This is a genomic window from Cellulomonas cellasea (assembly GCF_030372105.1).
GTDB classification, from domain to species: domain Bacteria; phylum Actinomycetota; class Actinomycetes; order Actinomycetales; family Cellulomonadaceae; genus Cellulomonas_A; species Cellulomonas_A cellasea_A.
On sequence record NZ_JAUDBQ010000004.1, the window covers coordinates 35,875 to 61,075 of the forward strand.

Genomic DNA, 25,201 nt, shown 5'->3' on the forward strand with positions numbered 1-25,201 from the left:
TCAGTCCCGGGCGTCCACGGCGAGGAGCACGTCGTCCGGCAGGTCGGGGTGGGGGTCCTCGCGTGGTGTGGGGCGGCGGATCAGCGGTCGCAGTGTCACAGCGACGGCGTACACCAGGATCGCGAGCACGACGATCGTGGCGCCTGGCGGGTAGTCCTGCCAGTACGTGACGGACAGGCCGATCACGCTCACCGCGACGCCGATCGCGCTCGCGAGCGCCATCGTGCGGCCGAAGGAACGGGCGAACACCTGCGCGATGGCCACCGGGACGATCATCAGGGCGCTGACGAGCAGCAGCCCGACCACCCGCATCGCGATGGTGACTGTCAGCGCGGCGACGGTGGCGATGAGCATGTTGAGGAACCGGACGGGCAGCCCTGAGCCGCGCGCGAACTCCTCGTCGTAGCTCACCGAGAACAACGCGGTGCGCAGCCCGACCCCGGCGCCCAGCACGACGACGGCCAGCGCGGCGGTCCACCACAGGTCCCCGCCGGAGACCGTGGAGATCGACCCGAAGAGGTAGGCCATGAGGTTCGCGTTGGTGCCGCCTGCGACCTTGATCAGCAGCACGCCGCCGGCGATGCCGCCGTAGAACATGATCGCCAGGGCCAGGTCGCCGCTGGTGCGGCCGCGCTCCCGGACGAGCTCGATGACCACGGAGCCGACGATCGCGGCCAGCACGGCGCCGGGCACGGCCAGCGTGTCGTGCTGGACGAGGTTCGCCCAGTTGCCGACGAGCCACCCGAGCGCGACACCGGTGAGGGCGACGTGGCCGATGCCGTCGCCCATCAGCGCGAGCCGCCGCTGCACCAGGAATGTCCCCACCACGGGGGCGGCGGCGCCGACGAGGAGCGCGGCGAGGAGCGCCCGCTGCATGAGCGGCCACTCCAGCATGGTGATGATCTGGTCGAGCCAGGTCATGGGGTGACCTCGATGGTGATCGTGGGACCGGCGTTCGGCGGCTCGGGATCCGGGTGCGGGTGGGTGTGCTGGTGTCCGGGCGCGGCGTGCTCGTCACGGGGGTTTGGCGGCGCGCCGTCGTGGACCAGGCGGCCGTGCCGGAGCACGAGCGCGCGCTGGATCAGGGGGGCGAACGGCCCGAGCTCGTGCAGGATGACCAGGATCGTGGCGCCGCCCGCGTGCAGCCGCTGGACGGTGTCGACGAACGTCTGCTGGGTGGGGATGTCGATGCCCGACGTGGGCTCGTCGAGCACGAGCAGGTCGGGGTCGCGCACCAGGGCCCGCGCGATCAGGACGCGCTGCTGCTGCCCGCCGGAGAGCTCGTGCACGGGCCGCCGGGCCTTGTCGGCGAGGCCGACCTGCTCGAGCGCGGCGCGGGCCCGGCGCCGGGCGTCGCGTGGCGGGCGCAGCCGCCGGCCGGTGAGCAGGCCCGAGGCGACGACTTCGAGGGCGTTCGCCGGAACGCCCGTCGCGGCGGGCAGGCGCTGCGGCACGTAGCCGACCCGGTTCCAGGGGACGCCGTTGCCGAGCGGCTTGTCGAACAGCCGCACCGTGCCCGCGTCGGTGGGCACGATGCCCAGCAGCGCGCGCACGAGCGTCGACTTGCCGGAGCCGTTGGCGCCGAGCAGCGCGACGACCTCCCCGGGGCGCACGGCGAAGTCGATCCCGCTGAGGATCTGCTGGCCGCCGAGTGCGACGCCGAGGCCTTGGGCCTCGAGGACCGGCGGTCCGTCAGTGGGCGCCGGGGCGGCCGGGGTGGGCTGGGCGTCGGCGCTCATGCGCAGGCCAGCGCGGTCTGGAGGGCCTGGAGGTTGTCCTCGGCCACGGAGAAGTAGGTCTGCGAGCCGCTCACGCCCTCGAGGGGGTCGAGGACTGCGGACTCGATCCCGAGGTCCGCGGCCAGCGTCTGGGCGACCTTGGGGCTCACCAGCGCCTCGAAGAAGATCGTGGTCACCCCCTCGCTCTCGACGACGTCGCGGATCTCCTGCAGGCGGGCGGGGGAGGGCTCGGCCTCGGGGTCGATGCCGGAGATGCCGACTTCTTCGAGGCCGTAGCGCTCGGCGAGGTACCCGAAGGCGGTGTGCGTGGTGACGAACACGCGGCGCTCACAGGAGGCCAGCCCCTGCTGGTACGCGGCGTCGAGCTCGTCGAGCCGGGCGGTGAGCGCCTGGGCGTTCGCCTGGAACTCCTCGGCGCCGTCGGGGTCGAGCTCGCTGAGCTGGGCGGCGACGGCGTCGGCCACGGGGGCCAGCAGGGTGGGGTCGAGCCAGAAGTGCGGGTCGAGGTCGCCGTGGTCGTGGCCGTCATGGTCGTGATCGGCGTGGTCGTGACCGGCGTGGTCTTCCTCGCCGGCCTCCTCGACGGGCTCGTCGGAGAAGGGCAGGAGCGTGGTGACGTCGGCGGCGTTGACGATGTGCGCGGGGTCGGCGGTGGCGACGGCCTCGTCGACCGCGGGCTGGAAGCCGGAGAGGTAGACGACCAGGTCGGCGGAGCGCAGCGCGTTGACCTGGCTGGGGGAGAGCTCGAGGTCGTGCGGCTCGGCGCCGGGCGGCGTCAGGGAGGACACGTCGACACGGTCGCCGCCCACTGCTTGGGTGACGAACTGGAGCGGGTAGAACGAGGCGGACACGCTGAGCCGCGTGTCGGAGGCGCCGTCGGCGGCGGCGCCGCAGCCGGTGAGGATGAGCGCTGCCAGGGACAGGCCGCAGGTGGGGCCGAGCAGGCCGCGTCCGAATTGCATGAGGATCATTCTCATTAGATTGAGAATCATTGTCAATCTGATGGAGCCCGGGGGCATGGCGCCGCACGGCCCCGGTAACCTCGTCCCGGAGCCTCCACCAGCCAGGCGGGGGCACGCGAGAACAAAGTGAGTGTGAGCTGTGGCCCCGTCCCGTCTTGACGCCGTCACCTCCCTGGCCAAGCGCCGGGGCTTCGTCTTCCCGTCCGGAGAGATCTACGGGGGCACGCGCTCCGCCTGGGACTACGGGCCACTGGGCGTCGAGCTCAAGGAGAACATCAAGAAGCAGTGGTGGCGCGCTATGGTCACCAGCCGCGAGGACGTCGTCGGCATCGACTCGTCAGTCATCCTGCCCCGCAAGGTGTGGGTCGCCTCCGGCCACGTCGGGGTGTTCACCGACCCGCTGGTCGAGTGCCTGAGCTGTCACAAGCGGTTCCGCGAGGACCACCTGCTCGAGGAGTTCGAGGAGAAGAAGGGCCGCGCGCCCGAGAACGGCCTCGGCGACATCGCCTGCCCGAACTGCGGCACCCGCGGCCAGTGGACCGAGCCCCGCGACTTCAACATGATGCTCAAGACGTACCTCGGCCCCGTCGAGGACGAGTCCGGGCTGCACTACCTGCGCCCCGAGACCGCGCAGGGCATCTTCGTGAACTTCGCCAACGTCGTGACGACCAGCCGCAAGAAGCCGCCGTTCGGCATCGGCCAGATCGGCAAGTCGTTCCGCAACGAGATCACCCCCGGCAACTTCATCTTCCGCACGCGCGAGTTCGAGCAGATGGAGATGGAGTACTTCGTCGAGCCCGGCACCGACGAGCAGTGGCACCAGTACTGGATCGACGCGCGCACCGACTGGTACGTCGACCTGGGCCTGCAGCGCGACAACCTGCGCCTGTACGAGCACCCGCAGGAGAAGCTCTCGCACTACTCCAAGCGGACCGTCGACATCGAGTACCGCTTCGGCTTCCAGGGCAGCGAGTGGGGCGAGCTCGAGGGCATCGCGAACCGCACCGACTTCGACCTGAAGACCCACACCGAGCACTCGGGCCAGGACCTGTCGTACTTCGACCAGGCCAAGAACGAGCGCTGGGTGCCGTACGTGATCGAGCCCGCAGCAGGCCTGACGCGCTCGCTCATGGCGTTCCTCGTCGAGGCGTACACCGAGGACGAGGCGCCCAACACCAAGGGCGGCGTCGACACCCGCACGGTGCTCAAGCTCGACCCGCGCCTCGCGCCGGTCAAGGCGGCCGTGCTGCCGCTCAGCCGCAACGAGGCGCTGTCGCCCAAGGCCCGCGACCTCGCCGCCGAGCTGCGCCGCAGCTGGAACGTGGAGTTCGACGACGCCGGGGCCATCGGCCGCCGGTACCGCCGCCAGGACGAGATCGGCACGCCGTTCTGCATCACTGTCGACTTCGACACGCTCGACGACCAGGCCGTGACGATCCGCCACCGCGACGACATGACGCAGGAGCGGGTCTCGCTCGACCAGGTCACCCCGTACCTGGCCACACGCCTCGTCGGAGCCTGACGCAGCGACGGGGGCGCGCCCAGTGGGCGCGCCCCCGTCCTCGCGATCGGCTGAGGTAGTTTCGCGCGCATGGCAGTGGATGAGCAGGGACGCGTCGAGCCCCCGGTGGCGGCCGACGAGACGGCGACACTGCTCGGGTTCCTGGACTTCCACCGCGACACGCTCGCGTGGAAGTGCGCGGGGCTCGACGCGCAGGCCCTGCGCGCCACGGCGGGCGCCTCGTCGATGACGTTGGGCGGCCTGATCAAGCACCTGGCGTACGTCGAGGACCACTGGTTCTCGCGATCCCTGCACGGCCTCGAGCCCAGCGCGCCGTGGGACGAGGTGGACTGGGGCGCCGACCCCGACTGGGAGTGGCACTCGGCCGCCGAGGACACGCCCGAGCAGCTCCTGGCGCTGTGGCAGGGAGCGGTGGACAGGTCCCGCGAGCTCGTCGCGCTGGCGCTGGCCGACGGTGGCGGCCTGGACACCCCCGCCCGACGGGCCTGGGCTGACGGGCGGACGCCCAGTCTGCGCTGGATCTTGGTGCACATGGTCGAGGAGTACTCCCGCCACAACGGCCACGCCGACCTGCTGCGGGAGTCCGTCGACGGACTCGTCGGCGAGTAGGCCGCCTTGTCGCACGCGCCGGGCGCCCACTCGCACACGCATGCCCGCATCCGTGTTGACGGCCGCGTTCGCGCGGTGCTCGCAGCAGTGCTGGCGCCCGCCCTGGCCGTCACGTTGCTCGGCGCCTGGTTGCTCTGGCCCGACGCCGAGTCGCCCAGCCTGACCACGCTCGCGCCCGGGTCGAGTTATGCCCAGGTCGAGGTCCTCGCGGTGGACGCCGACGCCGCGGCCGAGGACCAGGTCAGGGCCCGCACCGCCGAGGGGGAGCCGACTCCGGTGCTTGTGCCGCCAGAGCACCTGCCGGAGGTGGAGCCCGGTGACCGACTCGTGGTGATGCGGCTTCCCGGCGCCGCAGCAGACGGCGCGTCGACCACCACGCATGTCTTCGTCGACTTCGTGCGCGGGCCCCCGATGGCCTTGCTGGCAGCCGTCTTCACGGTGCTGGTGGTGGCTGTGGCGCGCTGGCGGGGGCTCGCCGCCATCGCCGGGCTCGGCGTCTCTCTGGCCGGCATCGGGGTGTTCATGCTCCCGGCGCTGCTCCAGGGCCGTCCCGCCGTGCCGGTGGCGCTGGTCACCGCCACCGGGCTCATGTTCGTGCTGCTGTACCTCGCGCACGGGTTCTCGGCGCGCACGTCCACGGCGCTGGTGGGCACCCTTGGCGGCCTCGTCGCCACCTCGGCGCTCGCCGCCTGGGCCACGGGCGCCGCGCAGCTCACGGGCGTCGTCGGGCAGGACGCCCTCGACCTGCAGCACTACGCCCCGCTGGTCACGCTGCGGGACGTGCTGTTGTGCGGCATCGTCCTCGCCGGGCTCGGCGTGCTCAACGACGTGACGATCACCCAGGCGTCGGCCGTGTGGGAGCTGCACGCCGGTGCTCCGGCGATGTCCCGCGTCGAGCTGTTCCGCCGGGGCATGCGGATCGGCCGGGACCACATCGCGTCCACCGTCTACACCGTGGCCTTCGCGTACCTCGGGGCGTCGCTGCCGCTGATCCTGCTGGTGAGCATGTCCGACCGGCCGCTGCTCGCGTCGCTGACCAGCGGCGAGATCGCCGAGGAGGTGGTGCGCACCCTCGTCGGCTCGATCGGCCTGGTGCTGGCGATCCCGCTGACCACGGCGGTGGCGGCGGTGGTGGTCAGCGCGCGCCGCTCAGTGCCCGCTGACGTGGCTGTGCCCGTGCCCGTGCCCGTGGCTGTGGCTGTGGCCGTGCCCGGCGGCCCCGGGGCGGATCCGGCGCCCGCCGCCGGGCGCGACGTCGACGGGTGAGGCGCTCACCACCAGCGCCGCGACGGCGGTGGTGAGGGGGATCGCGAGCACCAGCCCGATGGACCCCACGAGCGTCCGCACGATCTCCTCGGCGAAGGAGCCGCTGGTCAGCGTCTGGCCGAGGGAGAGCTGGTAGACCTGCACGAGCAGCAGCACCGGCAGCGCGGCCCCCGCGTAGGCGAACGCGATCGTGTAGACGGTGGACGCGATGTGGTCGCGGCCGATGCGCATCCCGCGCCGGAACAGCTCCTGACGGCTGGCGCCCGGCATCGTGGCGCGCAGCTCCCACACCGCCGACGCCTGCGTGATGGTCACGTCGTTCAGCACGCCGAGCCCCGCGAGCACCACCCCGCACAGGAAGACGCCGCGCAGCGCGCTGGCGCCCTGGTCGCCCAGCAGCCCGGCGAGTTGGTAGGTGTCCTCGCTGACCACGCCCGACAGGTGCGCCCAACGCGCACCGACGATCCCGAGCCCCGCGGTGACCAGCAACCCGATGACGGTGCCGAGCAACGCCGTCGAGGTGCGCTCGGAGAACCCGTGGGCCAGGTACAGGACGACGTACATGATGACGCCCGACCCGCACAGCCCCACGACGAGGGCGTCCGACCCGGCGAGCAGCGCGGGCAGCACGTAGGCGCCCAGCACCCCGAAGCCGATGGCCAGCCCGATGATGGCGCGCAGCCCCCGCATCCCCGCCACCAACACGGTGACCAGCGCGAACACGAGGGCCAGGGTCATCAGCGGCAGCGCCCGCTCGAAGTCGTGCCACGCCCACACATCCGGCTCCCCGTCGGCGCCGGGGTAGCGCTGCACCACGATCCGCGTCCCCGCGGGCACGTCGTCGGGGGTCAGCGTGGCGGTGGCCCACACCTCGATCTCGGCGCCGCGCTCGGGTCCGCTCGTCACTGTGGCCCGCACCTGGAGGCAGCTCACCGACGCGGGCACCGACCCGTCGGGCCGGATGTCCTCGACGGTGCCCTCGCATTGGGCGGTGACGGCTGAGGCCACCGTGGCGGTGGGGTGCTCGACCTCCACGTCGACGACAGACCCGTGGGTGGCGGCGGGCTCACCCGGCCAGGTGAGCAGCATGCCCACCAGCGCCGCGAGGCCGACGGGGACGAGGATGCCGAGCAGGACCAGGGTCGTGCGGCGAGGACTGCGGAGGGCGGGCACCGGGGAATTGTGGCGGACCGGCGACCCGCTTCGACCGCCGCCGCGCGGTGGGGGACAATCGTCCAGTGCCTTCTGTGACTGAGAACCTCCCGGACGCCGCCGCCGCGGCGCCCGCCGCCCAAGCGGGCCAGGTGCTGCCCCCGCTGCGCATCGGGCCCCTGACGATCGACACCCCCGTGGTGCTGGCCCCCATGGCGGGCGTCACCAACGCGGCGTTCCGTCGGCTGTGCCGCGAGTCCGGCGCTGGGCTGTACGTCGCGGAGATGGTGACGTCCCGGGCGCTGGTGGAACGCGGCGAGGAGTCGATGCGGATCATCTCCCACGAGCCCGATGAGAAGCCCCGCTCGGTGCAGGTGTACGGCGTGGACCCGGGGACCGTCGGCGCCGCGGTGCGGATGATCGCCTCGGAGGACCGCGCGGACCACATCGACCTGAACTTCGGCTGCCCGGTGCCGAAGGTCACCCGTCGCGGCGGGGGAGCAGTGCTGCCGTGGAAGCGGGACCTGTTCCGCTCGATCGTCAGCGCGGCTGTCGACGCCGCCAGCCCGCATGGCGTCCCGGTGACGGTGAAGATGCGCAAGGGCATCGACGACGAGCACCTGACCTACCTGGAAGCCGGCTTGGTCGCGCAGGAGGTGGGCGCGGCCGCGGTGGCCCTGCATGCGCGGACCGCCGCCGACTACTACTCCGGCACTGCCGACTGGGAGTCGATCGCGCGCCTCAAGGAGGCTGTCACCGACATCCCGGTGCTCGGCAACGGCGACATCTGGTCCGCCGAGGACGCGCTGGCGATGGTCGCGCAGACGGGCTGCGACGGGGTGGTCGTGGGTCGCGGCTGCCAGGGCCGCCCGTGGCTGTTCGCGGACCTCGCTGCGGCCTTCGCCGGCTCGGACGTGCGGGTCCGGCCGGGGCTGGGCGAGGTCGCGACGGTGGTGCGCCGCCACGCCGAGCTGATGATCGAGCACTTCGGCGAGGAGCAGAAGGCGATGCGCGAGATGCGCAAGCACATGGCCTGGTACTTCAAGGGGTATGTGGTGGGCGGTGAGCAGCGTGCCGCGCTGGGCCTGGTCTCGACGCTCGCCGAGCTCGACGACAGGCTCGCGGCGCTCGACCTCGACCAGCCGTACCCGGGTGAGGCGGCCGAGGGCCAGCGCGGGCGGGCGGGCTCGCCGAAGCGGCCGATCCTCCCCGAGGGCTGGCTGGACTCACGCGACCTGTCGGAGGACTTCCGCCGCGCGCTGCACGAGGCCGAACTGAGCATCTCCGGCGGCTGACACCGGCCGATGCGCCGCTCACGGCGCCAGGGCGCTGCTCCCTCGCACGACGATGCGCGGCCGCAGGCGCAGGTCCGCGGGCACGGGGGAGCCGTCCAGCAACGCCTTGACCCGCGCCCAGGCGTGCTCGCCGATCTCATCCGTCGGCACCGTCGCGGTGGTCAGCGTCGGGGTGGAGTAGGCGCTGAACGGGATGTCGTCGAAGCCCACCACCGACATCTGCTCCGGCACCCGCACGCCCAGCTCGTGCAGCCCCGACAGCACGCCGAGGGCCACCAGGTCGTTGTAGGCCACCACCGCCGTGCTCCCGCTCTCCCGCGCGGCGCCGGCGGCGGCATGCCCGTCGGCGAAGGACGGGCCGCAGGGCAGCACGTCGAGCTGGATCCGCCCGGCGTCCGTGAGCTCGTGCAGCGCGTGCAGGCGCAGCGCGTTGGAGGCGCTGGTCGCGGGGCCGGACAGGTAGGCGAGCCGGGAGTGGCCCAGGCCCTCCAGATGGGAGGCCAAGTCGCGGATGCCCGCCGCGTAGTCGACGGTGACCTGGGGTGAGCGGACCTCGGGCACGGCACGGTTGAGCAGCACCAGCGGCTCGAGCTCGGGCGCGAGCTGGGCGAGGACCTCGGCTGACATGCGCGGGGCGCACAGCACCAGCGCGTCGCAGCGGCGCCGGGCCTCGCGGGCCATCTCGATCTCGGCGGCGACGTCCTCGTTGGACTCCGCCACCAGCAGCCGGTGCGAGGCGCGCCCGGCGGCCTGGCCCAGGCTGCGCAGGATCCCCTGGAAGAGGGGGTTGGCCAAGTCCGGGACCACGAGCGCCACGGTGGAGGTGCGGCCACCGGCCAGCCCTCGGGCGACGATGCTCGGGCGGTACTCGAGCGCCGCCGCGGCCGCGTGGACCCGCGCGGCGAGCTCGGGCGCCACCGACGACTTGCCGTTCATCACCCGGGAGACAGTGGCGCGGGACACCCCTGCGCGTGTCGCGACCAGGTTGATCGTCGCGGGTCGCCACGATCCCACGTCCGCCTCCTTTGGCCTGGTGCTGGTGCCGCGAGTGCGACCGGCGCCCGGATCATATCGGGATGATCCCTCGCCGGTCGCACTCTCGCACGCACCGGGCCAGCCGCGGGCACGCCACGCCTCACCGGGCGTGGCGTGTCGCGGGGCAGGTCAGGACAGGCGCGCCCACACGGTCGCGTCGGTCGGCACGACGGTGCGGCCGTCCTCGGTGACCACGTCGGCGCTGGAGATCAGCACCGTGGCGCCGGCGGGCAGCTCGACGGGCTCGTCGCCCAGGTTCGCCACGACCAGCACGTCGCGGTTCACGAAGGACACCGCGGCCTTCTCGTCGCCGACGCCCTCGACCCACGCGAGCGAGCCGGTGCCCAGGTGGAACTCGCGGCGGACCCGCAGCGCCTCCCGGTACATCTCGTACGTCGAGCCGGGCACGCCCTTCTGGGCGTCCAGCGCGTACGCCGCCCACTGCGCGGGCTGCGGCAGCCAGGTGGCGCCCGTCGGCGAGAAGCCGAAGCCCGGCGCGTCCGACGCCCAGGGCAGCGGGACGCGGCAGCCGTCACGGCCGCGCTCGGTGTGGCCCGAGCGCCACCACGCCGGGTCCTGGCGCAGGTCGTCGTCGAGGGCGGTGTGCTCGGGCAGGCCGAGCTCCTCACCCTGGTACAGGTACGCGGAGCCGGGCAGGCCCAGCATCATCAAGCTCGCGGCGCGGGCGCGGCGCAGGCCGAGCTCCTCGTCGGGCTGCTCGTCGCCGTGGCCGATGCCGTTGGGGCGCGAGTTCGGCTCGAGGAGCCCGAGCCGCGACGCGTGGCGCACGGTGTCGTGGTTGGACATCACCCAGGTGGTGGGCGCCCCGACCGCGTCGTTGGCGGCCAGCGACGCGGTCACGACGGTGCGCAGCGCGGCGGCGTCCCACGGGGTGCTGAGGAACGAGAAGTTGAAGGCCTGGTGCATCTCGTCGGAGCGCACGTAGCGCGCGAGCCGGGACAGCGGCTCCACCCACGCCTCGGCGACGAGCGCGCGGTCGCCGTCGTACTCGGCGAGGACCTTGTGCCAGGCGCGGTAGATGTCGTGCACGCCGTCCTGGTCGAACATCGGGCCGGAGTTGCCGGCGCCCGTGGAGCCGTCCTCGTCATGCGAGCCGTCGATCATCGAGACCGAGCCGTCCCAGTCGGGCAGCCCGGGCGCCTTGACCATGCCGTGCGCCACGTCGATGCGGAAGCCGTCGACGCCGCGGTCCAGCCAGAACCGCAGCACGTCCTCGAACTCCGCGCGGACCTCGGGGTGGTCCCAGTTCAGGTCGGGCTGACGGGTGTCGAACATGTGCAGGTACCACTGGCCGGGCTCGCCGGACGGGTCCGTGGTGCGGGTCCAGGCCGGGCCGCCGAAGATCGACTCCCAGTTGTTGGGGGGCAGCTCGCCGTTCTCGCCCTTGCCCTCGCGGAAGATGTAGCGCTCGCGCTCGGGGCTGCCGGGCCCGGCGGCGAGGGCCGCGGTGAACCACTCGTGCTCGTCGGAGGTGTGGTTGGGCACCAGGTCGACGATGATCCGCATGCCACGCAGGTGGGCGCGCTCGAGCAGCTCGTCGAAGTCCTCGAGGGTGCCGAACAGCGGGTCGATCTGGCGGTAGTCCGCCACGTCGTACCCGGCGTCAGCCTGCGGGGACTTGTAGAACGGCGAGAGCCAGATCGCGTCGACGCCGAGGCGCGCCAGGTGGTCGAGCCTCGAGGTGACGCCCGGCAGGTCGCCGATGCCGTCGCCCGACGCGTCGGCGAAAGAGCGGGGGTAGACCTGGTAGATGACGGCGTTCCGCCACCACTCGCCGGCTGTCGCGTTGGGCGCGTGGACGAGCGTGGTCGTGGTGGTGATCGTGCCGTGGGGGTCGGCGATGGACACGGGTTTCCTCGATTCAGGACGGGTGGGCTGCCAAGCCCCGGGAGTGCGAGCGCATGCCGATGGGGGCCGTGCGCAGTGCGTGCTGGATCACGTGGTGATGGTGGCCGTGCTTGCTGAGAGGCCGGCGGGGGCGAGCGGTTCGGGGGAGGCCGGGGCGGCGCCCGTCGAGGAGCGCACGATCAGCTCGGGGTGGAAGAGCAGCTCGGCGCGCGGGGCTTGGACGCCGTTGATCTCGGACACGAGGGCGCTGACCGCCGCATGTCCCATGGCCTGCACCGGCTGGCGCACCGTGGTCAGGGGCGGGTCGGTGTAGGCGATGAGCGGGGAGTCGTCGTAGCCGACGATCGACAGGTCGTCGGGCACTGCGAGGCCGCGCTGGCGGGCGGCGCGCACGGCGCCCAGGGCCATGAGGTCGGAGCCGCAGATGATCGCGGTGTGCCCGGAGTCGATGAGCTCGCCGGCCGCGGCTTGGCCGCCCTCGACGGTGAAGAGCGTCGTGACGACGTGCGACGTGGGGTCGACCTCGCCGAAGTGGCGCTCCAGGTTGCGGGTGAAGCCCTCGACCTTGCGCTGGGCGGGGACGAACCTGTCGGGGCCGATCGCGAGGCCGATGCGCTTGTGGCCGAGGGAGACGAGGTGGCGGAAGGCCAGCTCCATCGAGGCGAGGTCGTCATTGGACACCGAGGGGGCGTCGACGCCATCGGAGAACCCGTTGACCAGCACGATCGGCAGCCCGCGGCTGCGCAGCCGGTGGTAGCGCTCGGGGCTGGCCGAGGTGTCGGCGTGCAGGCCGGAGACGAAGACGATGCCCGCGACCTCGTGCTCGAGGAGCATCTCGACGTACTGGTCTTCCGTGGTGCCGCCGGGGGACTGCGTGCACAGCAGCGGGGTGTAGCCGCGCTGCGACAGCATCGTCTCGATGACCTGCGCGAACGCGGGGAAGACCGGGTTGGAGAGCTCGGGGACCACGAGGCCGACGAGGCCCGCCGACCGGGTGCGGAGCTTCTCGGGGCGCTCGTAGCCGAGCATGTCGAGGGCAGCCAGCACGGCTTGCCGAGTCTGCGCGGAGACGCCGTGCTTGCCGTTGAGCACGCGCGAGACAGTCGCGGTGCTGACTCCGGCTTGCTCAGCCAGGTCAGTCAGACGGGTGCGCACGTGGGGCAGCGTAAGCGACATAGGACCTCCTCGTCCGGGTATGAGCCCACGGAGGTGCCCGCGTAGCCGACCTTGCAACTGTTGCCTGAAAGTTACCGTAACGGTTTGCAAGGTGGCTTGCAAAAGCGTTAGCGTCACGCCACACCAGGCCAGCGTCGGTGGGAGATCCCTCCGATGCGGCATCTCCCCTGTCGATATGGAGAACGATGATGCGACGGAGCATCCCTGTAGTCGCTGCGACGCTCGGCCTCACGCTGACACTCGCGGCGTGCTCGGGCTCAGCCGAGCCCGCAAGCGAGTCGGCGACCGCCGGGTCGGGCGAGGACACCCTGACGATCTGGGTCGACGAGACCCGCCAGGACGCAGTGGCCGAGGCCGCGAAGGCCTTCGAGACGGAGTCCGGCCTCAAGGTCGAGCTCGTCCTCAAGAACTACGGCGACATCCAGGCCGACTTCATCGCCCAGGTCCCGACCGGCAAGGGCCCCGACATCACCGTCGGCGGCCACGACTGGCTCGGCGCCTTCCTGCAGAACGGCGTCGTCGCGCCGGTGGAGCTCGGCGACAAGGCCGGCGACTTCATCGTGACCTCCACCGAGGCCTTCTCGCAGGACGGCCAGGTCTACGGCGTCCCGTACGCGGTCGAGAACATCGCCCTCATCCGCAACACGGCGCTCGCCGCGACGGCCCCCACGACCTGGGACGAGGCTGTCGCCGCCGGCCAGGCCGCGGGCACCCGGTACCCGATCCTCGTCCAGACCGGCGTCGAGGGCGACCCCTACACCTACTACCCGCTGCAGACGTCCTTCGGCGCCCCGGTGTTCGCGCAGAACGCTGACGGCTCCTACACCGACGAGCTGACGCTCGGCGGCGAGGCCGGCGTCGCGTACGCCACGTGGCTCCAGGCCCAGGGCGCCGCGGGCGTGCTGAGCACCGACATCACCTACGACATCGCCGTCGAGGCGTTCTCCAACGGCGAGTCGCCGTTCATCATCGGCGGCCCCTGGATGATCGAGTCCTTCGAGGGCCTGGACCTGGCCATCGACCCGATCCCGTCGGCCGGCGGCCAGCCCGCCGAGATGTTCGCCGGCGTGCAGGGCTTCTACGTCAGCGCGCAGAGCGACAACGCGCTGCTCGCGAACGACTTCCTCGTCAACTACATCGCGACGACCGATGCCCAGGTGACCCTCGCCGAGGCGGGCAACCGCCCGCCGGCGCTCCTGTCGGCCGCCGAGAAGTTCGCCGACGACCCGATCATGACGGGCTTCGCGGCCGTGGGCGCCACCGCTGCGCCGATGCCGTCGATCCCCGCCATGAACTCGGTCTGGGAGTTCTGGGGCGTCACCGAGGCCAACATCATCTCGGGCGCCGCGGCTCCGGCCGACGCCTGGAACAAGATGGTCTCGGACATCGAGGGCGCGATCAGCAAGTGAGCCGTACCCCGCGGTCGTAGCACCGCACGAGCCGGTGGCGTGCGCCAGCCGCACGCCACCGGCTCACCGTCGAGGGCGCCCTCCCGCCCCTCGCCCACCTGAGCACCTGAGCCCCGGAGGCAGTGATGTCCACCCCCCAGCCCGCGGTCGTCGAGCCGACGACCCCCGGAGTCCGCGACGGCGGTGGCACGCCCCCGAAGCGACGCGCGCGCCCGATCGACAGGTCCCACGCGCGCGAGTTCACCCGGGGCTTCGTCGCCAAACTCGTGCTCATGGCCGTCATCGACGCGCTCGGCGTGTACGCGCTGTTCGCGGCCTGGAACGCCGAGGCCTGGGGCATCTTCGCCGCGATGGCGGCCCTGGTGGTCGTCGCGAACTGGGTGTACTTCTCCCGTCGCGCACTGCCCCTGAAGTACATCCTCCCGGGGTTGGCGTTCCTGCTGGTCTTCCAGATCTACGTGGTCGCCTACACGGGCTACGTCGCCTTCACCAATTACGGCGACGGGCACAACTCCACGAAGGAGCAGGCCATCGAGGCCCTGCTCATCCAGAACGAGCGCCGCGTCGAGGGCTCTGCCTCCTACCCGCTGACAGTGCTCGCGGACGGCGACGAGCTCGCGTTCGGCGTCCTCACCGAGGACGGAGACGTGCGCGTCGGGCGCGCCGACCAGCCGCTCGAGACCGCGGACGACGCGGTGGTCCAGGGGACCACCGTGGTCGAGGTCCCGGGGTACGAGGTGCTCGACCGGCAGGCCGTCCTGGCCCGCCAGACCGAGGTGACCAACCTGCGGGTCCCGTTCTCCGACGACCCCGAGGACGGCTCGATCCGCACGCAGGACGCCCGCACCGGGTACGCCTACACCTCGACCCTCGTCTACGACGAGGCCGCCGACACGATGACCGACACGACAACCGGCGACGTGTACTCGCCCAACGACCGCGGCGAGTTCGAGGACGCGTTCGGCAAGAAGCTCGGTGTCGGCTGGCGCGTCGGCGTCGGCTTCGAGAACTTCACCACGGCGTTCTCCGACAGCCGCTACTCCCAGCCGTTCGTCAAGATCCTCGCCTGGACGTTCGCCTTCGCGATCTTGTCCGTGGTGTCGACGTTCGCCCTCGGCCTGTTCCTCGCCATCGTGTTCAACGACGAGCGACTGCGCGGGCGCAAGATCTACCGGACGCTGATGATCCTGCCGTACGCGATCCCCGGCTTCCTGGCGGCGCTGCTGTGGTCCGGGATGCTCAATCGCAGTTACGGGTTCGTCAACCAGGTGTTGCTCGGCGGCGCGCAGATCGGCTGGCTGACCGACCCGGTGCTGGCGAAGGTCGCCGTGCTCGGCGTCAACCTGTGGCTCGGCTTCCCCTACATGTTCCTGATCTGCACCGGCGCGTTGCAGTCGCTGCCGGGGGACGTGCTCGAGGCCGCGAAGATCGACGGCGCGAGCAAGTGGCGCACGCTGCGCTCGGTGACGCTGCCGCTGCTGCTGGTCTCCACGGCCCCGCTGCTCATCTCGTCGTTCGCGTTCAACTTCAACAACTTCACGCTCATCTACATGCTCACCGGCGGCGGGCCCCGATTCGCGGACGCCTCGGTGCCACTGGGACACACCGACATCCTGATCTCGATGGTCTACTCCGTCTCCGGAATCGACGGATCGGCCCCGAAGGACTTCGGGTTGGCCAGCGCGCTGTCGATCATCATCTTCATCATCGTCGGCACGGTCTCCGCCATCGCGTTCCGTCGGACCCGCTCGCTCGAGGAGATCAGCTGACATGGCCACCGACGTCCTCCCCACCCGCGCCCCGGACACCCGCAAGGCCGAGGTCACGCAGCGCATGGGCTTCAAGCGCTGGGCCCGCGAGCTCGGCTGGCGCCACCTCATCGGCGTCGTCGCCGTGGTCTACGCCGGCTTCCCGATCCTCTACATCATCTCCTCCTCGCTGAGCGAGAAGGGGACGCTGACGGGCTCCAACAAGCTGTTCTCCCAGGTGAGCTTCTCCAACTACGCCCAGCTCGGGGAGACCCGCTTCTGGGAGTGGGTCGCCAACACCCTGGTCATCGCCAGCATCACGGCGGTCGGCACAGTGCTCATGGGCGCCGCGGCGGCCTACGCGTTCTCCCGGTTCCGGTTCACCGGGCGCCGGGTGGGGCTGACCACGCTGCTCATCATCCAGATGTTCCCGCAGATGCTCGCCTTCGTCGCGATCTTCCTGCTGCTCATCGCCCTGGGCAACGTGATCCCGGGCCTGGGCCTGAACAGCCGGCTCGCGCTGATCTGCATCTACCTGGGCGGGTCGCTCGGCGTCAACACGTTCCTCATGTACGGGTTCTTCAACACGATCCCGCGCGAGCTCGACGAGGCCGCGAAGATCGACGGCGCCACCCACGCGCAGATCTACTGGACGATCATCCTGCGGCTGGTCGCGCCGATCCTGGCTGTCGTGGGTCTGCTGTCCTTCATCAGCACGTTCGGCGAGTTCATCATCGCCCGCACGGTGTTGCAGTCGGAGGGCAACTGGACCCTCGCCGTGGGCCTCTACAACTGGGTCTCGGACCTGGTCGAGGCCAACTGGGGCCTGTTCGCGGCGGGCGCCGTGATCTCCGCCATCCCGGTGCTGGCGCTGTTCCTCTTCCTGCAGAAGTACATCGTCGGCGGCCTGACCGCGGGCTCCGTGAAGGGCTGACGCGTGGCGGGCCACCTCCTCGACCAGCCGCATCACGACGGGTCGGAGCTGTACGTCCCGCAGGGCGCCCCGCAACTCGGCGACGTGGTCCCGGTGCGCTTCCGCGTGCCGGCCACGGGCTCCGAGCGGGCGCTGTGGGTGCGCACCGTCCGCGACGCCGAGCCGCGCATGGCGCCCGCCCGGCTCGAGCACGCCGACGAGCATGAGCGCTGGTACGTCGCCGACCTCCCGATGCACAACCCGGTGACGGGCTACCGGGCGCTGCTCGACGAGCCGGGCGGCTACCGCTGGCTCAACGGGACCGGGACGCATGCGCGGGACGTGGCCGACACGCACGACTTCCGGCTCTCGGCCCATGAGCCGGCGCCGGGGTGGCTGGACGACGCGGTCGTCTACCAGATCTTCCCGGACCGGTTCGCGCGCTCCAGCGGGCACACCGGCCCGCCGGTGGGCGAGCTGCCGGACTGGGCCCAGCCCGCGGACTGGGCGGATGAGTCGATCGCCGCGGGGCCTGGCGTCGCGACGCAGTTCTACGGCGGTGACCTGCCCGGCATCGAGCAGCGGCTGGACCACCTGCAGCGGCTCGGCGTCGACACCGTCTACCTGACGCCGATCTTCCCGGCGCGCTCCAACCACCGCTACGACGCGAGCACGTTCGACCACGTCGACCCGCTGCTCGGCGGCGACCAGGCCCTCGTGTCGTTGAGCCGTGCGCTGCACAGCCGCGGCATGCGGCTGATCGGCGACCTCACCACCAACCACACAGGCGCCGGGCACGAGTGGTTCGCGCGGGCGCAGGCCGACCGCGCGAGCGAGGAGGCGTCCTTCTACTACTGGCAGCAGCAGGATCCCGGCTATGTGGCCTGGCTGGGCCACGCCTCGCTGCCCAAGCTCAACTACAACGCCCCCGCGCTCGCGGAGCGCTTGATCGAGGGTCCCGACTCGGTCATCGGGCGATGGCTCCGGGAGCCCGTGAGCCTCGACGGCTGGCGGATCGACGTCGCCAACATGACGGGCCGCTACGGCGCCGACGACTTCACGCATGAGGTGGCCCGCACCATTCGCGCCACGATGCGCGACCTCAACCCGGAGGCCGTGCTCGCCGCCGAGCACTTCCACGACGCCGGCCTGGACCTGCGGGCCGGCGGGTGGCACACGAACATGAACTACACGGCGTTCACCCGCCCGGTATGGACATGGCTCGTGGACCCCGACAACCAGCTCGGCTTCCTGGGGCTGCCGACGTCGATCCCGCGCCGGGACGGCCCCTCGGTGGTCGCGACGATGCGGGAGTTCGACGCCGCGGTGCCGTGGTCGATCACCACGCACCAGTGGAACATGCTCGGCTCGCATGACACCCCGCGGCTGCGCACGGTGGTGAAGTCCCGCGAGATGGCCGAGGTCGCCGCGGGCCTGCTGTTCACCTACCCGGGCACGCCGGTGATGTTCGCGGGCGACGAGGGCGGGCTGACCGGCGTCAACGGCGAGCACGCGCGCGTCCCGATGCCGTGGCCGCAGATCGACGCCGGCGGCGGCCCGGGCTGGGACGCCGCGACGTTCGACCTCTACCGCTCGCTCATCGCCATGCGCCGCGGCTCGCGGGCGCTGCGCGAGGGCGGCCTGCGGTGGGCGCTCGTGGAGCCCGATGCCGTGGCGTACCTGCGGGAGACCGCCGACGAGCGGGTGCTGGTGCTCGCGTCCCGGGCGCCGTGGGGCGGGGCGACGCTGCCGCGGCATCTCGTGCCGGCGGGGGGCGACGTCGAGAACCTGCACGGCGGGGCCGCGCTGCGGCTGCGCGCGGATGGCATCGAGCTGCCCGGCGACGGCCCGGGCGTGCAGGTGTGGCGCCTGGCGTGAGGCTGGCGCCGGGGGTGGGCGCGGCGTCGCCGCGCCGGCCTGTGGAGCGCCGGAGGCCCCGTCAGCGAGGCTGACTAGGGTGAGGCCCGTGACAGCTCAGACCCTGATCGACGGATACACCGAGGTGGACCGCGCGCGCTGGGTCGCCGAGGCGCCCAAGTCGCGCGCCCGCTCCCCGTTCGAGCGGGACCGCGCGCGCCTGGTGCACTCCTCGGCCCTGCGGCGCCTGGGCGCCAAGACGCAGGTCCTGGGCCCCGGCTCGGACGACTTCGTGCGCACCCGCCTCACCCACACCCTCGAGGTGGCGCAGGTGGGCCGTGAGATCGGCAAGGCCCTGGGCTGCGACCCGGATGTCGTGGACACCGCCTGCCTCGCCCATGACCTGGGCCACCCGCCCTTCGGCCACAACGGCGAGCGCGCGCTGGCCCAGATCGCGCGCGGCATCGGCGGCTTCGAGGGGAACGCCCAGACGCTGCGGCTGCTGACCCGCCTCGAGCCGAAGGTCGTCGGGCCGGACGGGCGTGCCGTCGGCCTCAACCTGACCCGCGCGAGCCTGGACGCCGCCACCAAGTACCCGTGGGCGGCGGGGGAGGGCCCGGTGATGCCCGACGGGCGGCCCACCCACAAGTTCGGCGTCTACAGCGACGACGCCCCGGTGTTCGCCTGGCTGCGCGAGGGCGCCCCGGCGGGTCGCAAGTGCCTCGAGGCGCAGGTCATGGACCTGGCAGACGACATCTCCTACTCGGTGCACGACGTGGAGGACGCCGTGGTCGGCGGACGCCTCGACCTCGTGGTGCTCACCCAGGCCGAGGAGCGCGCCCGCGTCGTCGAGGGCGTGCAGGCCTGGTACGGCGACGACATCGACGGCGACAGGCTGCTCGACGCGATGGACCGCCTCAACGCCGAGGGGCTGTGGGAGCACGGCTTCGACGGCTCTCGAGGCGCCCTCGCGATGCTCAAGGACGCCACCAGCCAGCTCATCGGCCGGTTCGCGGGCGCCGCCCAGGCCGCCACGCGCGAGCTCTACGGCGAGGGGCCGCTCACGCGGTACGCCGCCAACCTCGTGGTGCCCGACGAGACGATGGCCGAGATCCTCGTCCTCAAGGGCCTCGCCGTGGCCTACGTGATGGCGCCGCGCGAGCTCGAGCCGCTCTACCACCGCCAGCGCGAGATCCTCGCCGACCTGGTGCACGTCATGGCGGACCGCGCCCCCGTCAGCCTTGAGCCACCCTTCGCCGCCGACTGGGCTGCCGCTGCCGACGACGGCGCCCGGCTCCGTGTGGTCATCGACCAGGTGGCCTCGCTCACCGACGTCTCCGCCGCCGAGCTGCACGGCCGCCTGGTGCGCCCGCCGCGCCGCTGACCGCCCGGCCGGGGGTGGGCCGCGTGACCAGCCCGCTCGCCTAGACTGCGGTCGTGGCAGGACGGATCCGGCGGGAGGACGTGCAGGCGGTTCGCGAGCGCGCCCACATCGAGGAGATCGTCGGCCAGCACGTGACGCTCAAGTCGGCGGGGGTCGGCTCCGCGAAGGGCCTGTGCCCGTTCCACGACGAGCGCTCCCCGTCGTTCCACGTCCGCCCCCAGGTGGGCCTGTGGCACTGCTTCGGCTGCGGCGAGGGCGGCGACGTCATCTCGTTCGTGCAGAAGATCGACGGGCTCCCGTTCGCCGAGGCCGTGGAGTACCTGGCCGGCAAGGTCGGGCTCCAACTGCGCTACGAGGAGGGCGGCGCCCCCCGCCCCGGCGAGGAGCCCGGGCGTCGGCAGCGGCTGCTCGAGGCCCACCGGGTCGCCGCCGCCTACTTCACCGAGCAGCTCACCACGCCCGGCGCCGCCACCGCGCGCCAGTTCCTCGCCGAGCGCGGCTTCGGCCGCGACGCCGCGGAGCAGTTCGGGGTGGGCTACGCGCCCCAGGGGTTCGACTCGTTGCTGCGCCACCTGCGCGGACGTGGCTTCACCGAGGCGGAGCTGACGGCCTCGGGCCTCGTCAGCCAGAACAACCGCGGGCTCTACGACCGGTTCCGCGGGCGGCTCGTGTGGCCCATCCGCGAGGTCACCGGCGACACCATCGGCTTCGGGGCGCGCAAGCTCTACGACGAGGACCAGGGCCCCAAGTACCTCAACACCCCCGAGACGCCGCTCTACCGCAAGTCGCAGGTGCTCTACGGCATCGACCTCGCCAAGCGGGAGATCGCCAAGGAGAAGCGCGTGGTGGTCGTCGAGGGGTACACCGACGTCATGGCCATGCACCTGTCAGGGGAGGGCACCGCCGTCGCGACCTGCGGCACCGCCTTCGGCCCCGACCACGCCCGGATCGTGCGCCGCCTCGTCGGCGACGCCGGCTCCAGCGGCGGTGTGCAGCTCGCCTCCGGCGCGTCCGTGGGCGGGGAGATCATCTTCACGTTCGACGGCGACGCCGCTGGGCAGAAGGCCGCGCTGCGCGCCTTCGGCGAGGACCAGACGTTCACCGCGCAGACGTTCGTCGCCGTGGAGCGCAGCGGCATGGACCCCTGCGAGCTGCGCCAGGCCCAGGGTCCGGAGGCGGTGCGCGCCCTCGTCGCCGGGCGGCAGCCGCTCTTCGAGTTCGTCATCCGGGCGACGCTGCGCGCCTACGACCTCGGCACCGCGGAAGGCCGCGTCGGCGCGCTGCGGGCCGCCGCGCCCGTCGTCGCCGGCATCCGCGACACCGCCCTGCGGCCCGAGTACACGAGGCTCCTCGCCGGCTGGCTCGGCATGGACCAGGGGTCCGTGAGCGACGCCGTGCGGTCCGCCGGGCGCCAAGGCGGGGCGGGGCGCGGCAACGACCCGCGCGGCGGCCGCCCCGACGGTCGCGGCGGCCCGCAGCGCGCCGACCGCGCCCCCTCCGACGAGGGCCAGCACGTGCCGGTGGCGCGAATGCGGCAGCCCGACCAGCGCGACCCCGTGGCCCGCACCGAGCGCACCGTGCTCGAGGTCGTCCTGCAGCACCCCCAGCTCGTGCCCGAGGAGTTCGACCACCTGCAGGCCGACGCGTTCACCGCGCCCGCCTACCGGGCCGTGCACGAGGCGATCCGGGCCGCAGGCGGCCTCCAGGGGGCCCGTGAGGCGCTGGCCGGCTCCGGCACGGGGAACGCCGCAGCCTGGGTCGCGCGCGTCCAGGAGGAGGCCGCCCAGCCGGTCGCGGGCCTCGTCACCGAGCTCGCCGTGGCGCCCCTGCCCGAGGACCGCCCTGCCGCGCTCGCGGACTATGTGCGCGGCGTGGTGCTCGCCCTCGTCGAGATCGGCTTCACCCGGCACATCGCCGACCTGCGCGGCCGGTTGCAGCGGATGGACGGCGCCCAGGACCCAGCGGGCTACCAGGCCGCCTTCGCCGAGCTCGTCGCCGTCGAGGCCCGGCGCCGCACCCTGCGCGACAGCGCCAACGCCTGACGCTGCCGCACCCTGCGCGACAGCGCCAACGCCTGACGCTCGACGCGCCTCCCGGCCCCGCGAGGTCAGCGCAGCGTCGTGGGAGAGACCCCGTCGTCGGCCGGCAGGTCGCCATGCGTCGTGGCCGTCACTGTGAACGCCCGCAACGTGATCTGCCCGCCGTAGTTCGACAGGAACGCTGTGTCGGCGGCGTCCCTTCCGGTGGCGATCCGCAGCATCGCCGCGCGCGGCGCCAGGCCAGTCGCGTCGACGACGGTCCAGGCCCCGTCCACATAGGCCTCCACGACCGCGTGGAAGTCCATGGGACTGAGCCCGGGGGCGTAGACGGACACGAGCCGCGCCGGCACGTCTCGGGCCCGCAGGAGGGCGATGACGAGGTGCGCGAAGTCACGGCACACCCCGCGCCGGCTCAGGAGCGTGTCGGTGGCGCCGTCGGTCGGGCCGCTCGACCCTGACACGTACGAGACATGCCCTCGCACCCATCCCACGACAGCGTCGAGCAGCGCCCTGCCCTCCAGCGGCCCGAACTGCGCCTGCGCGAACGCCAACAGCCGGTCCGACTGCGCGTACCGGCTCGGCCGCAGCGACTCCAACAGGTCGCCATCCTCGACAGCAGGAGGGTCGGCGAGCCCGGAGACCTGCGCCCGGTAGTCGACCACGACCCGCCCCCGGGGAGACGCCGCCCGGTGCACGCGCGAGCCGTTCGGCCCCTTCATCTCCTCCACGTCGAGCTGCCCGTGCGCATGGGAGACGGTCAGGTGCTCCTGGCGGTCATAGGCGCCGTCGGCCACCGCCACCGCCAGGTACAGGTCGGCGGGGCCGAGCACGTCGAACGAGAGGTGGGAGGTGACGGTCCGCAGCACCGACGTCGCGACCTTTCGGGAGGAGGTCCTGGGTGAGGGCGACGGGTCTGCCCACGGCGCAAATGCAGTGTGAGGCCGGGCCGGGGGCGGGCGCCAGAGCCCGGCGCTGTGGATCTGCGCGGCAGGGTCATCGACGCTCATGAGAAAAGCCCTGACCGCAGGTGTTCTCCGCGGTCAGGGCCTTGCGTTGCTCCCTCGACTGGACTCGAACCAGTAACCGTCCGATTAACAGTCGGATGCTCTGCCAATTGAGCTACGAGGGATCGTGGCGGACAAGACTGTAGCAGCCGGGTGAGGGTGGTTCGAAATCGGCGGGCGCCCCCTGGGCCTCGTCGGGGACACTCGCCCGAGGTTCTAGTCGGGCAGCCCCGCGGCTCGCCGGACGCGCAGCTCCGCCGCGTCCACGAGCGCCCCGACGCGAGGCTGTGACAGGTCCACCGAGCCGTCGCCGATCACCTGGGAGACCAGGTCGCCCTGCTCGTCGCGGCGCAACGCCACCCGGACCGTCGAACCGCCGGGCAGCACCACCGTCTCGGAGTGCACCACCGACGACTGGACGCGCTCACGCAGCGTCTGCGCGAACGCCGGCGCCCCGCGCTCGGTGAGCGGGAGGTCCTCGGTGGTCCCGTCGACCCAGTGCACCGTGATGGTGGAGGTCTCGACGGTGAGCTGGGCGCGGTCCACGTCGATCCAGGGGCGTCGCCGCACAGCGCCCGCCTCGGCGCCGGTGTCGGCCAGGCACAGGGCCAGCCGGGTGGCGACTGCCCAGCGGCCGTCAGCGAGCTCGACGACCGCGAGGACGCGGTCCCTGGGCGGGAGGGCCAGCCGGCCTCGGACCGGGTCGGGCAGGGACGGGCGGCGCGAGAAGAGGGGCACATGCCCACGTTAGCCGGGCGGAGCCGTGGGCTGCGTCAAGGCCGGGATCACCAGGCTGACGGTCAGAACCGGTAACCTGTCCCGTCGCGGGCCAGTAGCTCAGCCGGTCAGAGCAGCGGACTCATAATCCGTCGGTCGTGGGTTCAAGCCCCACCTGGCCCACCGTCGCACGGGCACGTCCGCGCGACCGCCTCATGGCGCTTGACGAGGCGGGAGCGAGACAGGGCGCCTCATCCGCACAAGATGAGGCGCCCTCGCCTGCCGTGGACATCTCGCCACCACGTCCCGCTCGCGCCTGGACGTTGCGCCGAGCATAGAGGGGACCTTGGTCCCGTGCATCGGGGACGTCGATGTTGTTGCGATTTCTCCGGTCTTCGCGCGGAGGGCGCCGTTACAGGCGGATGTTCAGGAGACCGCCCGATTTCACCCGGTCAGTTTCTTGCACGCTTGTCCAGTTTCCTGCATAGTTCAGGGCGTCAGCGAGAACGGCAAACCCGCCGCGAGGTGGGGACGCAAAGCCACGGGGCCTTCACGGTTAGCCGAGCTACCGAACGACGGGAGTCACCAGTCATGGCCATTACCACCCCCAACCGCAACGAGTCCGCCACGCAGATGCCGGGTGCGCTGCTCACGCCCGGTGAGGTGGCAGTCCTGTTCCGCGTCGACCCCAAGACGGTCACGCGCTGGGCCCAGGCGGGCAAGCTCTCGGCAGTGCGGACCCTCGGTGGGCACCGTCGCTTCCACGAGGCCGAGGTCCGCGAGCTGCTGACGGGCGTCCCGCAGCAGCGCACCGAGGGCTGATTCCACAGCACACGTCGACGAAGGCCCCGGGGATGAACCCGGGGCCTTCGTCGTGTGCATGGGGCGAGGTGCTCAGTACGCGTCGAGCACCGTCGCCAGGACCGACTGGCGCACGTCGGCCGCGGGCCGATGCGGTTGGAATGCGAGCCATTCGAGGCCGGTGACGAGCGTGGCCCCGAAGATCGCCGCGGCCGTCAGGCTCGGGTCCAGGTCGGGGCGGCTCGTCGCGACGGCGTCGGCGAAGATGCCCATGGACTCCTCGCGCACCAGCCGGATCGACTCTTGCCAGTCGCGGCCGGTGCGGAAGATCTCCGCGACCATGAGCTTGGCGAAGTCGGGGTGTGTGCGCACCTGGTCGAGCAGCTCGCTCACCAGGGCCTCGATCGCCGCGCGGCCCTCAAGCCCTTCGGCGGCGGCGCGCAGGGCGGTGGTGAGGCGGCCCACGCCCTCGACGATGACGGCCTCGAACAGCGCCGTCTTCGAGCCGAAGTTGTAGTAGATGCTCCCCTTGGCGACTCCCGCCTCCGCGGCGATGTCGTCGACGGAGGTCGCCGAGAAGCCGCGGTCGGCGATGAGCGAGACAGCCGCGTCCACGATGAACGCACGGGTCCCGGCCCCGCGGTCACCGCGTCCTGATCGGCGCGGGGGTGCTGCGGAGCCGGGAGGCGTGCTGGTCATGGGGG

21 protein-coding genes, 2 tRNA genes and 1 riboswitch are annotated in these 25,201 nt (G+C 72.2%); of the genes, 12 read left to right on the forward strand and 11 right to left on the reverse strand.

Going from position 1 to position 25,201, the window contains the following annotated elements; genetic code table 11:
- The 3 genes from QUV83_RS05125 to QUV83_RS05135 are packed head-to-tail and all read right to left on the reverse strand — an operon-like array spanning nt 1 to nt 2,701.
- The gene (locus QUV83_RS05125) at nt 1-921 is read right to left on the reverse strand and encodes a metal ABC transporter permease (protein ID WP_289563101.1); all 921 of its coding nucleotides are present in this window, start codon (nt 919-921) and stop codon (nt 1-3) included.
- On the reverse strand, nt 918-1,739 hold the full coding sequence (locus tag QUV83_RS05130) for a metal ABC transporter ATP-binding protein (RefSeq protein ID WP_289563102.1): 822 nt from the start codon (nt 1,737-1,739) through the stop codon (nt 918-920). Before QUV83_RS05130 ends, QUV83_RS05125 begins: the two co-directional genes overlap by 4 nt.
- Entirely contained in the window at nt 1,736-2,701 is a 966-nt protein-coding gene (locus tag QUV83_RS05135) for a metal ABC transporter substrate-binding protein (protein ID WP_289563103.1), read from the reverse strand. The genes QUV83_RS05130 and QUV83_RS05135 overlap by 4 nt, the downstream gene beginning before the upstream one ends.
- 139 nt (nt 2,702-2,840) lie before the next feature.
- Here QUV83_RS05135 and QUV83_RS05140 point away from each other — a divergent pair, with 139 nt between their 5' ends.
- The 3 genes from QUV83_RS05140 (at nt 2,841) to QUV83_RS05150 (ending at nt 6,098) form a co-directional block, all read left to right on the forward strand.
- The gene (locus tag QUV83_RS05140; RefSeq protein WP_289563104.1) at nt 2,841-4,223 is read left to right on the forward strand and encodes a glycine--tRNA ligase; all 1,383 of its coding nucleotides are present in this window, start codon (nt 2,841-2,843) and stop codon (nt 4,221-4,223) included.
- A gap of 69 nt (nt 4,224-4,292) precedes the next feature.
- On the forward strand, nt 4,293-4,832 hold the full coding sequence (locus QUV83_RS05145) for a DinB family protein (protein ID WP_289563105.1): 540 nt from the start codon (nt 4,293-4,295) through the stop codon (nt 4,830-4,832).
- A gap of 75 nt (nt 4,833-4,907) precedes the next feature.
- Nucleotides 4,908-6,098: a YibE/F family protein gene (locus QUV83_RS05150; RefSeq protein ID WP_289563106.1), complete on the forward strand. Its 1,191-nt coding sequence runs from the start codon at nt 4,908-4,910 to the stop codon at nt 6,096-6,098.
- Here QUV83_RS05150 and QUV83_RS05155 read toward each other — a convergent pair.
- Complete coding sequence (locus QUV83_RS05155) at nt 5,982-7,271, reverse strand: YibE/F family protein (RefSeq protein ID WP_289563107.1); 1,290 nt, start codon at nt 7,269-7,271, stop codon at nt 5,982-5,984. The two genes, QUV83_RS05150 and QUV83_RS05155, sit on opposite strands and share 117 nt — an antisense overlap.
- Before the next feature lie 74 nt (nt 7,272-7,345).
- On the opposite strand from QUV83_RS05155, the gene dusB reads away from it, so the two are divergent.
- Nucleotides 7,346-8,545, forward strand: coding sequence for a tRNA dihydrouridine synthase DusB (dusB, locus tag QUV83_RS05160; RefSeq protein ID WP_289563108.1), 1,200 nt, complete (start codon nt 7,346-7,348; stop codon nt 8,543-8,545).
- Between the two features lie 18 nt (nt 8,546-8,563).
- On the opposite strand, the gene QUV83_RS05165 is transcribed toward dusB, so the two are convergent.
- The 3 genes from QUV83_RS05165 to QUV83_RS05175 all read right to left on the reverse strand — a co-directional run bounded on the left by QUV83_RS05165 (nt 8,564) and on the right by QUV83_RS05175 (nt 12,625).
- A complete protein-coding gene (locus QUV83_RS05165) occupies nt 8,564-9,559 on the reverse strand; it encodes a LacI family DNA-binding transcriptional regulator (RefSeq protein ID WP_289563109.1) in 996 nt (331 codons plus the stop codon).
- Between the two features lie 150 nt (nt 9,560-9,709).
- A complete protein-coding gene (locus tag QUV83_RS05170) occupies nt 9,710-11,443 on the reverse strand; it encodes a glycoside hydrolase family 13 protein (protein WP_289563301.1) in 1,734 nt (577 codons plus the stop codon).
- 93 nt (nt 11,444-11,536) lie between these two features.
- On the reverse strand, nt 11,537-12,625 hold the full coding sequence (locus QUV83_RS05175) for a LacI family DNA-binding transcriptional regulator (protein WP_289563110.1): 1,089 nt from the start codon (nt 12,623-12,625) through the stop codon (nt 11,537-11,539).
- Between the two features lie 188 nt (nt 12,626-12,813).
- On the opposite strand from QUV83_RS05175, the gene QUV83_RS05180 reads away from it, so the two are divergent.
- The 6 genes from QUV83_RS05180 (at nt 12,814) to dnaG (ending at nt 21,978) form a co-directional block, all read left to right on the forward strand.
- Entirely contained in the window at nt 12,814-14,034 is a 1,221-nt protein-coding gene (locus tag QUV83_RS05180; RefSeq protein ID WP_289563111.1) for a sugar ABC transporter substrate-binding protein, read from the forward strand.
- Between the two features lie 125 nt (nt 14,035-14,159).
- Nucleotides 14,160-15,803 (forward strand): ABC transporter permease subunit, encoded by a 1,644-nt coding sequence (locus QUV83_RS05185; protein ID WP_289563112.1) that lies wholly within the window; start codon nt 14,160-14,162, stop codon nt 15,801-15,803.
- 1 nt (nt 15,804) lies between these two features.
- On the forward strand, nt 15,805-16,716 hold the full coding sequence (locus QUV83_RS05190; protein ID WP_436231884.1) for a sugar ABC transporter permease: 912 nt from the start codon (nt 15,805-15,807) through the stop codon (nt 16,714-16,716).
- Nucleotides 16,717-16,719: 3 nt separating this feature from the next.
- A complete protein-coding gene (locus QUV83_RS05195) occupies nt 16,720-18,573 on the forward strand; it encodes a glycoside hydrolase family 13 protein (protein WP_289563113.1) in 1,854 nt (617 codons plus the stop codon).
- An 88-nt stretch (nt 18,574-18,661) separates the two neighbouring features.
- The gene (locus QUV83_RS05200; RefSeq protein WP_289563114.1) at nt 18,662-19,936 is read left to right on the forward strand and encodes a deoxyguanosinetriphosphate triphosphohydrolase; all 1,275 of its coding nucleotides are present in this window, start codon (nt 18,662-18,664) and stop codon (nt 19,934-19,936) included.
- Between the two features lie 53 nt (nt 19,937-19,989).
- Nucleotides 19,990-21,978, forward strand: coding sequence for a DNA primase (gene dnaG / locus QUV83_RS05205; protein WP_289563115.1), 1,989 nt, complete (start codon nt 19,990-19,992; stop codon nt 21,976-21,978).
- A gap of 65 nt (nt 21,979-22,043) precedes the next feature.
- On the opposite strand, the gene QUV83_RS05210 is transcribed toward dnaG, so the two are convergent.
- The 3 genes from QUV83_RS05210 to QUV83_RS05220 all read right to left on the reverse strand — a co-directional run bounded on the left by QUV83_RS05210 (nt 22,044) and on the right by QUV83_RS05220 (nt 23,717).
- Nucleotides 22,044-22,841 (reverse strand): transglutaminase-like domain-containing protein, encoded by a 798-nt coding sequence (locus QUV83_RS05210; protein WP_289563116.1) that lies wholly within the window; start codon nt 22,839-22,841, stop codon nt 22,044-22,046.
- A gap of 190 nt (nt 22,842-23,031) precedes the next feature.
- Nucleotides 23,032-23,104, reverse strand: a tRNA-Asn gene (locus QUV83_RS05215).
- 91 nt (nt 23,105-23,195) lie between these two features.
- Nucleotides 23,196-23,717 (reverse strand): hypothetical protein, encoded by a 522-nt coding sequence (locus QUV83_RS05220; RefSeq protein ID WP_289563117.1) that lies wholly within the window; start codon nt 23,715-23,717, stop codon nt 23,196-23,198.
- Between the two features lie 88 nt (nt 23,718-23,805).
- Here QUV83_RS05220 and QUV83_RS05225 point away from each other — a divergent pair.
- A tRNA-Ile gene (locus QUV83_RS05225) sits at nt 23,806-23,879 on the forward strand.
- 315 nt (nt 23,880-24,194) lie between these two features.
- Nucleotides 24,195-24,269, forward strand: a riboswitch (cyclic di-GMP riboswitch).
- A 60-nt stretch (nt 24,270-24,329) separates the two neighbouring features.
- Nucleotides 24,330-24,518: a BldC family transcriptional regulator gene (locus tag QUV83_RS05230; protein ID WP_108723892.1), complete on the forward strand. Its 189-nt coding sequence runs from the start codon at nt 24,330-24,332 to the stop codon at nt 24,516-24,518.
- A gap of 72 nt (nt 24,519-24,590) precedes the next feature.
- Here the strand turns inward: QUV83_RS05230 and QUV83_RS05235 are convergent, their stop codons facing one another.
- Nucleotides 24,591-25,196 (reverse strand): TetR/AcrR family transcriptional regulator, encoded by a 606-nt coding sequence (locus QUV83_RS05235; RefSeq protein WP_289563118.1) that lies wholly within the window; start codon nt 25,194-25,196, stop codon nt 24,591-24,593.
- Between the last annotated feature and the right edge of the window lie 5 nt (nt 25,197-25,201).

Bases quoted from the DNA above. Each gene is read 5' to 3' on its own strand.
- QUV83_RS05125 (WP_289563101.1), bottom strand. From the start codon at position 921: ATGACCTGGCTCGACCAGATCATCACCATGCTGGAGTGGCCGCTCATG.
- QUV83_RS05130 (WP_289563102.1), bottom strand. From the start codon at position 1,739: ATGAGCGCCGACGCCCAGCCCACCCCGGCCGCCCCGGCGCCCACTGAC.
- QUV83_RS05135 (WP_289563103.1), bottom strand. From the start codon at position 2,701: ATGCAATTCGGACGCGGCCTGCTCGGCCCCACCTGCGGCCTGTCCCTG.
- QUV83_RS05145 (WP_289563105.1), top strand. From the start codon at position 4,293: ATGGCAGTGGATGAGCAGGGACGCGTCGAGCCCCCGGTGGCGGCCGAC.
- QUV83_RS05175 (WP_289563110.1), bottom strand. From the start codon at position 12,625: ATGTCGCTTACGCTGCCCCACGTGCGCACCCGTCTGACTGACCTGGCT.
- QUV83_RS05180 (WP_289563111.1), top strand. From the start codon at position 12,814: ATGCGACGGAGCATCCCTGTAGTCGCTGCGACGCTCGGCCTCACGCTG.
- QUV83_RS05185 (WP_289563112.1), top strand. From the start codon at position 14,160: ATGTCCACCCCCCAGCCCGCGGTCGTCGAGCCGACGACCCCCGGAGTC.
- QUV83_RS05190 (WP_436231884.1), top strand. From the start codon at position 15,805: ATGGCCACCGACGTCCTCCCCACCCGCGCCCCGGACACCCGCAAGGCC.
- QUV83_RS05230 (WP_108723892.1), top strand. From the start codon at position 24,330: ATGCCGGGTGCGCTGCTCACGCCCGGTGAGGTGGCAGTCCTGTTCCGC.
- QUV83_RS05235 (WP_289563118.1), bottom strand. From the start codon at position 25,196: ATGACCAGCACGCCTCCCGGCTCCGCAGCACCCCCGCGCCGATCAGGA.